We start from the raw sequence: 10,247 nt of genomic DNA, 5'->3' as shown, positions 1-10,247 counted from the left end.
GATGGAGCAGCGCACCGCGCTGGTCACCGGCGGCTCGCGTGGCATCGGCCGCGCCGTGGCGCTGCGGCTGGCCGAGGACGGGTACGACGTCGCCTTCTGCTACCGCAGTGGCGCCGAGGCCGCGGCGGAGACCGCCGACGAGATCAAACAGCGGGGGGTCCGCTGCCACCACGCCCCCTGCGAGGTGGCCGACCCGGCGGCGGTGGACGGCTTCGTCTCGGCTGCCGAGGCCGCACTCGGGCCCGTGGACGTGCTGGTCAACAGCGCCGGCATCGTCCGGGACAAGCCCCTGGTGCTGATGCCGTTCGAGGACTGGACATCCGTGCTGGACACGAACCTCACCGGCACCTACAACTTCTGCCGGACCGTGGTGTTCGGGTTCATGAAGCGCAAGCGCGGCACCGTGATCAACATGTCCTCGGTGGCCGGGGTGTACGGCAACGCCACCCAGGCCAACTACTCGGCCAGCAAGGGCGGCATCAACGCGATGAGTCGCGCGCTGGCCAAGGAGCTGGGCCCGTACGGGGTGCGGGTCAACGTGGTGGCGCCCGGGTTCATCGAGACGGACATGACCGCCGCGCTGTCCGACAAGGCCCGGGCGAAGGCCGTCGGCATGATCCCGCTGCGCCGGCTCGGCCAGCCGGCCGACGTCGCGGAGCTGGTGTCCTTCCTGGCCTCCGACCGGGCCGCGTACGTCACCGGCCAGGTCCTGCAGGTCGACGGCGGGATCGTGCTCTGACGGCCCGAGCCGACCTTAAGCCGGTCTCGAGCCGGCACCGGTGCAATGCGACAGCGATCGGAGAGGAGGAGGGCCATGAGTCGCAGTTTCGCCGCGCCACTGGACGCGGTCGACCAGGTGGAACCGAGCGCCGACGGCATCACGGCGACCAAGCGGATCGTGGCCACCGACCCGTACCTGGAGGGCCACTACCCGGGCTTCCCCATCTACCCGGGGGTGTTCACCCTGGAGACGGTCCACCAGGCGGCCCGGCGGGCCGTCGAGGCCAGCCGTGGCCCGGACGTCCGGGTGGAGCTGGCCGCGGTGCGGTCGGTGCGGTTCAGGGCGCCGCTGCTGCCCGGTGACGTGCTCACCGCGAGCTGCCAGCTCCGCGTCGACCCGGACGACCCGCGCCGGGTCCGGGTGGTCGCCGACTGCCGCCGTGGCGACGGCGTGGCCAGCGCGAAGGTCACCCTCGAACTGCGCGTGCTGGCGGGGGGATCGGCCGATGCTTGAGTACGCCGACCTCACCGCGATCCTGCCGCACCGGCACCCGATCCTGCAGGTGGACCGGGTCCTCACGGTGGAGCCCGGCCGGCGCATCGTCGCGATCAAGGCGGTCACCGGCGCCGAGCCGTGCTTCGCCGGTCTCGCCGACGGCCTGCCGCAGTCCGCGTACGCCTATCCGGCCGCGCTGATCGTGGAGTCGCTCGGGCAGGCCGGAGCCGCGCTCTGGGTGCTCTCCGCCCGGGCCACCGGCGGGACGCCGGAGGGCACCCTCGTGTTCGGCGCGGCCCGGGACTTCGAGTTCCTCGGCGCGGCGTACCCGGGCGACGTGATGCGCCACGAGGTGGTGGTGGAGTCACTGAAGCCCAACAGCGCGGTGATGCGCGGCGAGACCTGGGTCGGCGAGCGGCGGATCGCCGTCGTCGGCTCGATGCTCGCGGTCGCCCGGCCGGACACCGAACTGGCCGCCGGGCCGACCGGCTGAGCCAACCAATCACACCAGAGAAGGGAACCAGCACGATGACTCAGGTCATGAGCAACCGGATGAACGAGTTGCGCGAGGTCGTCGCCGAGGTGCTCGAGGTCGAGCCCGAGGAGATCACCGAGGCCAGCCACTTCGTCGACGACCACGAGGCGGACTCGCTGCGGGCCATCGAGATCCTGGCCCGGCTGGAGAAGCTGTACAAGATCGAGATCCCGCAGACCGAGCTGCCCAAGATGGAGAACCTGCGCGCCGTCTACGACGTCGTCAAGCAGTACGCCGGCTGGCAGGACTGACCCAGATGACCGCCCCTGTCCCGCCGCGGGGAGCCACCACGAGCTGGCCACCCTGCGGCGGGCTAGGCCCGGAGGTACGCCGTGACCTGGTATCCCGTCGTAGCGGCCGGACGCGACGGCGAACGTCTCGCGGTGCACCGGGGTCCGGGCGACGGCCCGGCGCTGGTGCTCGCCCACGGACTGGAGGACTCCTGGCACACCTGGCAGCCGTTCGTCGACGCGCTGCGTGGTGACCTGCCCTTCACCCCCTACGCCCTCGACCTGCCCTGGCGGGCCGGCGCCCAGTACGACTGGGTGCACCGCACCGGCCCGGCCGCCCTGCTGCGGCACGCCCTGGCGTTGCTCCCCGAGCCGCCCGCCCTGCTGGTGGGCCACTCGTTCGGGGCGAACGCGGTGCTGGAACTCCTCGCCGAGCCGGACCGGCCCGCGCCGGCCGGCGTCGTCCTGCTCGCCCCGTCCTTCCGTCCCCCCGACGACCCGGTCACCTGGCGGTTGTTCGACCGGGAACTCGCCCGGTTCCGTGCCGTGATCGGGGAGGGACTTCGGCTCCGGCTCGGCGACCGGCGGCGCATCCTGGACCCGGACCTGGTCGACACCATGGTCGACAAGGCCCTCGACCGGGTCGGCCCGCTCGGCTTCGTCGCCCTGCTCCGCCAGTTCATCACCACCGCCGACCTCGGTCTCGACACCGTCACGGTGCCCACCCTGGTGGTCACCGGCGCCCTCGACCCGGCGCTCGCCGGCGCCCGCAGCGAGGCGCTCCGCCGGGCGATGCCGGTGGCGTCCGTGCACACCAGGTCCGACGGCGGTCACTTCTGCCACCTGGAGCAGCCCGCCGCGGTGACCGCGGAGATCCGGCGGTTCCTCGCGGCGCTGCCCACCCCGACCGTCGCCTGACCCCGAGGAGACCCCCCGACATGCGTAAGCCGCCCCGGCTCTACTTCTCGTTCCGCAGCCCGCGCAGTTGGCTCGCCGTACGTCGGCTCACGGAACGCTGGCCGGACGCGCCGGACGCCATCACCTTCGTGCCGCACTGGGTGCCGAAGGACGGGCTGCGGGCCGCGTTGACCGAAGCGGATTCCGGCTTTCTGGACACCCCGATCAGCCGGGCCAAGCACGAGTACCTGCTGGCCGACACCAACCGGCTGGTACGTCGCTTCGGCTACCGCATGGAGTGGCCGGCGGACATGGACGTCGACTGGGCGGTGCCGCACCTGGCCTGGCTGTACGCCCAACAGCAGCAGCGCGGCTGGGAGTTCTACCAGGCGGCGGTGCGGGCCCGGTGGGAGCGCGGCGAGAACATCAGCCGCCCGGCGGTGGTGGCCGCGATCGCGACCGAGGCGGGGGTCGACCCCGCCGGGGCGATCGCCGCCGTGGTCGACCCGAGCCTGCGCGAGGCGGCCGTGGAAGCGCTGGCCAGCGCGTACGACGACGACGTCTTCGCGGTGCCGTACTTCATCGTCGGTCGGCACCGGTTCTGGGGCCTGGAGCGGCTGGACGGGTTCCTCGACGCGCTACAGAGCCCGGGGGTACGGCGGTGACCGTGCCGGCCCCGGCGCGCCCGGCACCGGTCGGGGGCCGCCGCACCGTGCTGCTCGGCACGGTCGCCTCCGACGCGCACACCTGGAACCTGGTCTACCTGCAACTGCTGCTGGAGGAGGCCGGGCACCGGGTGGTCAACCTCGGTGCCTGTGTGCCGGCGGACCTGTTCGCCGCCGAGTGCCGCCGGCACCATCCCGACCTGGTGGTGGTGTCCAGCGTCAACGGGCACGGTCACACCGACGGCAAGCGGCTGGCCGCCGTACTGCGCGCCGACCCGGCGCTGGCCGACGTCCCGATCGTCATCGGCGGCAAGCTGGGCGTCGACGGCAGCCTGACCGGACCGCAGATCGACGAACTCCTCGCGGCCGGGTACACCGCCGTCTTCGACGACAGCGCCGACCGGGACCGGTTCCTGACGTACCTGCGCCGCCTCGAACTCGTCGGGGCGGGACGGCCGGGATGAGGGTCGGGGGGCCCGGTGTGCCGCGCGGACCGTTCGCCGCGGCCGTCGCCGCCGCGCGGGCCCGCGGCGAACTGGTGGTGCAGCCCCGGATGGGCTTCGGCGACCCGGCCGCCATGCGGGCCGGGCTGACCTCGGTGGCCCGGGCCCGGGCGGCGACGGTGGGTACCGTCACGCTGGACAGCTACACCCGGGTCGGCGACCACGCGGCGGTCCGCCGGGCGCTGGCCGACGGGTCACCCCTGAACGGCTACCCGATCGTCGCGCACGACACGGAGGCGACCCGCTGGGTGCTGGCCGCCGCGCACCGGTACGGAATGCCGGTGCAGGTGCGGCACGGCTCGGCGCTGCCCGAGGAGATCTTCGCCGCGCTGCTGCGGACCGGGGTGGACGCCACCGAGGGCGGCCCGGTCTCGTACTGCCTGCCGTACAGCCGGGTGTCGCTGCGTGCCGCCGTCGACAGTTGGGCGCGCTGCTGCGCCGGGTACGGTCGGCTGCGCGACGCCGGCGTCGAGCCGCACCTGGAGAGCTTCGGCGGTTGCCTGCTCGGGCAGCTCTGCCCGCCCGGCCTGCTGATCGCGGTGACCGTGCTGGAGGGGATGTTCTTCCGGCAGCACGGGCTGCGCAGCATGTCGCTGAGCTACGCCCAGCAGACCTCGCCGGAGCAGGACGAGGAGGCGTTGGCCGCGTTGCGCCGACTGGTCGACGAACTGCTGCCCGAGGTGGACAGCCACGTGGTGCTCTACACCTACATGGGGGTGTATCCGCGTACCCGGGACGGGGCGCTGAAGCTGCTCGGCGCCGCCGCCCGGCTCGCGGTACGGGGGAGAGCGGCCCGCCTGATCGTGAAGACCCCGGCCGAGGCGTACCGCATCCCGACGGTCGAGGAGAACGTGGCGGCGCTGGAACACGCCGCCCGGGTCGCCGCCGCCGAGCGGCCGGCCACCGCCGGTGTCCCGGACACCGGCATCTACGCCGAGGCGCGGACCCTGATCGAGGCGGTGCTGGAGCTCAGCCCGGATGTGGGGGTCGCCGTCCGCCGGGCCTTCGAACGCGGCTATCTCGACATTCCGTACTGCCTGCACCCGGACAACGCGGGGCAGGCGCGTGGCTACATCGACGCCGAGGGGAGGCTGGCCTGGGCCCGGGCCGGCCGGATGCCGGTACGCCTCGACCGCGCGGCCGGCCGGTCGCCGGAGATGACCAGCGACGGCCTGCTCACCGCGCTGTCGTACGTGGCCGCCCGGTACGACTCGATGGCGTTGTCGGAGGTCGGGGCCCAGCCCGCCGTGGCGTTGCCGGGTCGAGCCGGCGGGGGATAGCGGAGCCTGCCGGCCGTGCGCGCGGGTGCCGGCGTCAGCCCTCCACCGGTGCCGCCGGAAGGGTGAGAACTCCGACGCGCTCCGCTACTCCAGCTCGGTGATCGGCTGGTCGCTGACGACGGCCGCCATGACCATCGGAGCGTCGCCGTCGCTCTGGTTAACGGAGACCGCCACCCAGCGCCGGTCAGCGTCCGGCCCGGTGGGCACCGGCCCCCACACCGCCAGGTCGCCGTAGCAGTCCGCATCGCACAGCGACTGGAACAGCGGTGGCATGGGCTCGCCTGCCTGGTTCCGGAACAGCGGCACCCGCATGGACACCCGACCATGGGCGCCCCACCGGCGGGCCAGTTCCCGGACGAGGGAGGCTAGCTGCTCCTCGGCTCGCTCCTCCCGCTCACCCCACTCGGGCCCGTACACGCCGGTGAGCGCGTCGCTCTCCCAGAGCGGGATGACCCGGAAGCCCCCGCCCCTGGTACCGGTCCATTCTCCGGTGTCCGGATCCCCTTCGGCGACTGTCGGGCCAGCCGCCGGTACGGGCCCGGCGACAAGCTCCTCGACGTCGGACACGGCCCGGTCGATGTCGAATGCCTCCCCGGCCCGGGCGGTCACCGCACGGCCCGGCGGTCGCGGTGGGCGGGCCACTCGTCACTGAGCATGGCGAAGCCCAGCTCAGTGCTCCATTCGCCCTTGAACAGCTCGTTGTGGACCAGGCGGGCCTCCTGTCGCATCCCCAGCCGGCGCGCCACCTTCGCGGAGGCTTCGTTGCGCTCGTCGAGCCGGGCGGTGATGCGGTGCAGGCCCAACTCGTCGAAGCCCAGTCGCAGCATCGCGTGGGCCGCCTCGGTGGCGTAGCCGTGTCCGGCGAAGTCGGGATTCAGGATGTATCCGATCTCCCCGCTGCGATGATCTCGGCTGTGCCAGAACAGCACCACGTCGCCGACGAGTTCACCGGTGCGGGCGAGGTCGATGCCGAGGGTCACCGCCTGGCCCTCGTCGGTGAGTGTGGTGCGGGCCCACTGTGCGGCGAGCCGTTCGCTGATCAGCCGGCGATCTGCCGGCTCGAAGGGTAGGTAGCGGCAGACATCGGGCTGGCCCCGGTAGGCCAGCAGCGCGTCGGCATCGCCGCCAGTCAACGGGCGTAGCGACAGCCGGTCGGTCCGGATCGGATATTCGGGGCGCAACTCGGACACTCCAGGGTTCGGCACGCCGACCATCGTGCCAACCGGCGGCGTCCCGTGCCGTCGATTTTCCGGTGGGAGCGGTACGTCAGTGGGTGGCGGGTGGGATGCTCTGCTCGTACTGGAAGACGTTGTGGGGGTCGTACTTCGCCTTGATTCTGCGAAGTCGGTCGAAGTGGGATCCCCAGTAGGCGGTTTCCCACTCCGCCATCCCGATGTTCGGCACGTTGACGTAGGCGCCGTTCACGTAGGGCCGCAGTGCCTGGCTGAACTCGGCGATCCAGGTCTGGGCGATCGGGGTGATGGCGTCGCCGCTGTCCGGCTCGCCCCGGGTGCCCCAGCCGGTGCCGGGCTCGGAATAGAACAGCGCGTCGCGGTGCGAGAAAGCCGTGCCGCCGAAGGGTTCGCTCGTCTGGGCGCCCGTGCCGAAGGCCTGGGTGAAGAAGTTGCTGTCCTCCGTGGGGGCGTCCGCCATGAACGCGCGGATCACGCTGATCGCCTTCCTCGGGAACGGCTCGGTGGTGAACTGGGAGAAGAACTTCCAGTTCGCGGGCTCGGCCTCGGTCGGTACCTGGAATGCGGCATAGGTGTCGCCCCAGCCCCCGGTCTGCACGGTGACCTCGGGGTTGCCGATCGAGAGAATCGGCGCCAGCAGTTCGCGTGCCGCCGCCTCCGATCCTTCCGCCAGGACCCCGAACAGCAGGATCTGGGATTTGTGGATCTCAAGCTGGGTGCCGAGGCGGTGGTCGGCGAACGGTGCGCTGCGCTGCCAGGTGTCGAAGACCCCGTACAGGTCGTCGAGGCCGTCCCAGGTCGCTTGCAGGTAGGCGACGCTCTTCAGCGGAGCCACCCGGTAGGTGAGGGAGGTGACGATCCCGAAGTTGCCGTTTCCCGCGCCGCGCAGCGCCCAGAGCAGGTCCGGGTGCTTCCACGGGTCGACCTCGATCGCCTTCGCGCCGTCGGCACCCGACGCGACGACGATCTCCGCCCCGATCAGGTTGTCGCAGGCCATGCCGAGGTAGCGGGTGAGGAAGCCGAAGCCGCCGCCGAGGGTCGCACCGGACAGGCCCACGCTGCCCTCCGTTCCCGTGGTCACCGCGAGGTCCTGCTGCCCGAGCGTGGTCACCGCCTCCAACTGGTTGAGCCCGGCGCCGACCGTGGCGGTCCGCGCGGCGGCGTCGATCCGGGCCGACTTCAGTTCGCTGACGTCGATCACGATGCCGTTGTCCACGTTCGACCAGCCTTCGAGGCTGTGCCGGCCACTGCGCACCCGCAGCGCGACGTTGTGCTGCCGCGCCCAGGTGAGGGCGTTGACCACGTCCTGGGTTTCCTGGGCGAAGACGATGACCAGCGGGTAGTGGACGAAGAGTTCGTCCCAGCCGAGGCTCGCACTGGGGTACTCGGGGCTCTGGGGACGGACGATGCGGCCGGTCAGCCGCGCCGGCGGGAACTTTTCACTGGACGACCAGCCCGGGCCGTCGACCGCGTTGGCCGGGGTGTCCGCGGCCAGGACGCCCGGGAAGACCACCGCTCCGGCGCCGACGGCCGCGGTGGCCCTGAGCAGATCGCGACGGGAAAGATCGCGCATGGTCCCTGTCCTCTCGATCGGGGCAGGTCAGATTCCGACCAGGAGGACTCTTGCCTCCATCTGGCCCGCAAACCTACGCTAATACGAGAAAACCCCTGAAAACCCGACATCTTGTCGTGAAACTCGGTCGGGTGATGCCGGGCCGGCCCGGCGGTCGGACGTCCACCTGCCGTCGCCGGCACCGACGAGGACTACCTCAGCACCACGCGGCCGGTGTCCGCGTCGACCTCGACTGCCGCGCCGTCCGGCAGGACCGTCATCGCGTCCGGAACCGCCAGCACGGCGGGCAGACCCTGTTCGCGCGCCACGATCGCGGCGTGCGACAGCAACCCCCCGATCTCGGTGACCACCGCGGCGACCACGCTGAACAGCGGCGTCCAGGCCGGATCGGTGGTCCGGCACACGAGCACGTCGCCGGGGCGTACCCGGCCGAAGTCGCCGGGACCGCGGACCACGCGGGCCGGTCCCACCGCGACGCCGGGGCTGCCGGGCGTACCGGCCAAGGCAATGCTCTCCCGAGTGGGGTAGGACGGCGTGGCCGGCAGCGGGGTCGTGACCGGGCGGGCCTGGAGGACCCAGATCCGGCCGTCGGCGATCGCCCATTCGATGTCCTGCGGCCCGTCCAGCAGGTCCGCGATGTCGCGGCCGAGTCTGGCGAGCCGGACGACGTCCTCGTCCGCGAGGCAGAAGTGCTCCCGGTCCGCGAGCGGCACCGCCCGGGTGACCACCCGGCTGTCCTCCTGGTCGATCCGGCTGTCCTTGACGCCGAGCGCCCGGCGGACCACCGTGTCGCCGGAGACCGTCCACGAGTCCGGGGTGACCCGCCCGCTGACCACGCTCTCGCCCAGCCCCCACGACGCCTCGATCCGGACGTCCGTCCCGGTGAACATCACCCCCGCGACGTCAGCGTCCACCAACCGCTGCACCAGCACGGCCACCGTCGGCGACCCGCCGGGTACGTCCGCCGCCTGCCAGCGCCGGTACCCGACGGCACGCTCGGACCACAGCGAGGCCCAGCACCGGCGCACCGCGTCGGCCACCCGCTCGGGCCCGCACACGCCGAGGAACGTGTCGTGCTGCCCGGCCGCCGTGGCGTCGGCGGTGTCCTCGTTGGCCGCCGAGGACCGCACGGCGACGTGACCGTCGCCCGACGGTCCGGCCAGCCGGTCGAGCGCGCGGGAGACCGCCTCGACCAGCGCGGGGGCGAGGGTCAACTGCTCGATCCGCCGGCGCGCGGCACCGGCATCGGCGAGGTCGGATCCGGCGACCGCCTGCTCGTACGCGGTGGTCGGCACCACGAACCCGGGCGGCACCGGCAGTCCCGCCGCCATAAGCCGGGCGAGGACGGCGGCCTTGCCGCCCGACGTCGCGGTGTCGGCGTCAGCCAGGTCGACGAGCACGGTTTCCCCCTGCCGGACATTGACTGACCGGGTACGTCCGCCGACTCTACTCGGCCGGGTGGTGTCGTCGTTGACGTCCGGCGTACGGGCCTGAATGCTCACTGCCATGACGCACGTCTCCCCGCCGGAACTGCTTGTCCTGCACGCCGTCCGGGTGACCGGGATGGCCGACGACGCGGCCGTCGCCCGGCGCACCGGCGTCGACCAGGACACGGTTTCCGAACTGTTGAAGGACCACGAGGCATACGGCTGGGTGACCCACGTCGAGTTCGGGGGCACCAGCGGGTGGACGCTCACCGAGCGGGGCCGCGAGGAGGACTCCAGGAGACTCGCCGAGGAGTTGGACCAGGCCGGTGCCCGGGTCGGCGTCCAGCGGGCGCACCAGGAGTTCGAGTCGCTCAACGGGCGGCTGGTGCAGGCGTGCACCGACTGGCAGCTACGGCCCAGCCAGCACGAGCGGCTGGCCGCCAACGACCACAGCGACCCGCGGTGGGACGCCCGCGTGCTCGACGAACTCACCACGCTCGCCCGGGAGTTGACGCAGCTCGTCGGCGGCCTGTCCGCGGTGCTGACCCGCTTCGGTGACTACGACGAGCGGTTCTCCGTGGCCCTGGCCCACGCCCGCGCCGGACGGCGGCAGTGGGTGACCGGCGTCGGTGTCGCCTCGTGTCACGCCGTCTGGATGGAACTCCACGAGGATCTGCTGTCGACGCTGGGCATCCCGCGCGGCGTGGATCAGGGAACCCGGTAGGTGC

Annotated in this window: 13 protein-coding genes; 9 read left to right on the top strand and 4 right to left on the bottom strand. The window is 72.4% G+C overall.

The window, feature by feature from the left end; all coding sequences use genetic code 11:
• The first annotated feature begins 1 nt into the window (after nt 1).
• The 8 genes from fabG (at nt 2) to ACIQG9_RS02355 (ending at nt 5,326) form a co-directional block, all read left to right on the top strand.
• Nucleotides 2-739 carry a 3-oxoacyl-[acyl-carrier-protein] reductase gene (fabG, locus tag ACIQG9_RS02390; RefSeq protein ID WP_400397669.1) on the top strand — a complete coding sequence of 246 codons (738 nt, stop codon included), beginning with the start codon at nt 2-4 and terminating at the stop codon, nt 737-739.
• Between the two features lie 75 nt (nt 740-814).
• Nucleotides 815-1,234, top strand: a complete 420-nt coding sequence (locus ACIQG9_RS02385) for a 3-hydroxyacyl-ACP dehydratase FabZ family protein (RefSeq protein ID WP_400397666.1) — start codon at nt 815-817, stop codon at nt 1,232-1,234.
• Nucleotides 1,227-1,709, top strand: coding sequence for a 3-hydroxyacyl-ACP dehydratase FabZ family protein (locus tag ACIQG9_RS02380; protein ID WP_400397664.1), 483 nt, complete (start codon nt 1,227-1,229; stop codon nt 1,707-1,709). The genes ACIQG9_RS02385 and ACIQG9_RS02380 overlap by 8 nt, the downstream gene beginning before the upstream one ends.
• A gap of 35 nt (nt 1,710-1,744) precedes the next feature.
• Nucleotides 1,745-2,002 (top strand): acyl carrier protein, encoded by a 258-nt coding sequence (locus tag ACIQG9_RS02375; RefSeq protein WP_400397661.1) that lies wholly within the window; start codon nt 1,745-1,747, stop codon nt 2,000-2,002.
• Nucleotides 2,003-2,083: 81 nt separating this feature from the next.
• Nucleotides 2,084-2,899, top strand: coding sequence for an alpha/beta fold hydrolase (locus ACIQG9_RS02370; RefSeq protein ID WP_400397658.1), 816 nt, complete (start codon nt 2,084-2,086; stop codon nt 2,897-2,899).
• 20 nt (nt 2,900-2,919) lie between these two features.
• Nucleotides 2,920-3,543 carry a 2-hydroxychromene-2-carboxylate isomerase gene (locus tag ACIQG9_RS02365; protein ID WP_400397655.1) on the top strand — a complete coding sequence of 208 codons (624 nt, stop codon included), beginning with the start codon at nt 2,920-2,922 and terminating at the stop codon, nt 3,541-3,543.
• Nucleotides 3,540-4,007: a cobalamin B12-binding domain-containing protein gene (locus tag ACIQG9_RS02360; RefSeq protein WP_400397652.1), complete on the top strand. Its 468-nt coding sequence runs from the start codon at nt 3,540-3,542 to the stop codon at nt 4,005-4,007. Before ACIQG9_RS02365 ends, ACIQG9_RS02360 begins: the two co-directional genes overlap by 4 nt.
• A 17-nt stretch (nt 4,008-4,024) precedes the next feature.
• Complete coding sequence (locus ACIQG9_RS02355) at nt 4,025-5,326, top strand: methylaspartate mutase (protein WP_400397649.1); 1,302 nt, start codon at nt 4,025-4,027, stop codon at nt 5,324-5,326.
• Nucleotides 5,327-5,410: 84 nt separating this feature from the next.
• Here ACIQG9_RS02355 and ACIQG9_RS02350 read toward each other — a convergent pair whose 3' ends face one another.
• The 4 genes from ACIQG9_RS02350 to ACIQG9_RS02335 all read right to left on the bottom strand — a co-directional run bounded on the left by ACIQG9_RS02350 (nt 5,411) and on the right by ACIQG9_RS02335 (nt 9,600).
• A complete protein-coding gene (locus ACIQG9_RS02350) occupies nt 5,411-5,893 on the bottom strand; it encodes a hypothetical protein (RefSeq protein WP_400397646.1) in 483 nt (160 codons plus the stop codon).
• Between the two features lie 38 nt (nt 5,894-5,931).
• Nucleotides 5,932-6,531 carry a GNAT family N-acetyltransferase gene (locus ACIQG9_RS02345; protein WP_400397643.1) on the bottom strand — a complete coding sequence of 200 codons (600 nt, stop codon included), beginning with the start codon at nt 6,529-6,531 and terminating at the stop codon, nt 5,932-5,934.
• 61 nt (nt 6,532-6,592) lie between these two features.
• Complete coding sequence (locus ACIQG9_RS02340; protein ID WP_400397640.1) at nt 6,593-8,092, bottom strand: FAD-binding oxidoreductase; 1,500 nt, start codon at nt 8,090-8,092, stop codon at nt 6,593-6,595.
• 191 nt (nt 8,093-8,283) lie between these two features.
• Nucleotides 8,284-9,600 carry a PEP/pyruvate-binding domain-containing protein gene (locus ACIQG9_RS02335; RefSeq protein WP_400397637.1) on the bottom strand — a complete coding sequence of 439 codons (1,317 nt, stop codon included), beginning with the start codon at nt 9,598-9,600 and terminating at the stop codon, nt 8,284-8,286.
• Between ACIQG9_RS02335 and ACIQG9_RS02330 the strand changes: the two genes are divergently transcribed.
• Entirely contained in the window at nt 9,599-10,243 is a 645-nt protein-coding gene (locus ACIQG9_RS02330; protein ID WP_400397634.1) for a transcriptional regulator, read from the top strand. The genes ACIQG9_RS02335 and ACIQG9_RS02330 overlap by 2 nt on opposite strands.
• Nucleotides 10,244-10,247 lie beyond the last annotated feature (4 nt).

Origin of the sequence: Micromonospora sp. NPDC092111 (genome assembly GCF_044755745.1) — a bacterium.
Taxonomy (GTDB): domain Bacteria; phylum Actinomycetota; class Actinomycetes; order Mycobacteriales; family Micromonosporaceae; genus Micromonospora.
The sequence above is the reverse complement of the archived record's forward strand: the minus strand, read 5'-3'. Positions and strand labels throughout refer to the sequence as shown.

What these genes read in the sequence shown, in the direction of transcription:
- fabG (WP_400397669.1), top strand. Translation starts at nt 2, where the DNA reads ATGGAGCAGCGCACCGCGCTGGTCACCGGCGGCTCGCGTGGCATCGGC.
- ACIQG9_RS02385 (WP_400397666.1), top strand. Translation starts at nt 815, where the DNA reads ATGAGTCGCAGTTTCGCCGCGCCACTGGACGCGGTCGACCAGGTGGAA.
- ACIQG9_RS02380 (WP_400397664.1), top strand. Translation starts at nt 1,227, where the DNA reads ATGCTTGAGTACGCCGACCTCACCGCGATCCTGCCGCACCGGCACCCG.
- ACIQG9_RS02375 (WP_400397661.1), top strand. Translation starts at nt 1,745, where the DNA reads ATGACTCAGGTCATGAGCAACCGGATGAACGAGTTGCGCGAGGTCGTC.
- ACIQG9_RS02365 (WP_400397655.1), top strand. Translation starts at nt 2,920, where the DNA reads ATGCGTAAGCCGCCCCGGCTCTACTTCTCGTTCCGCAGCCCGCGCAGT.
- ACIQG9_RS02340 (WP_400397640.1), bottom strand. Translation starts at nt 8,092, where the DNA reads ATGCGCGATCTTTCCCGTCGCGATCTGCTCAGGGCCACCGCGGCCGTC.
- ACIQG9_RS02330 (WP_400397634.1), top strand. Translation starts at nt 9,599, where the DNA reads ATGACGCACGTCTCCCCGCCGGAACTGCTTGTCCTGCACGCCGTCCGG.
- ACIQG9_RS02335 (WP_400397637.1), bottom strand. Translation starts at nt 9,600, where the DNA reads ATGGCAGTGAGCATTCAGGCCCGTACGCCGGACGTCAACGACGACACC.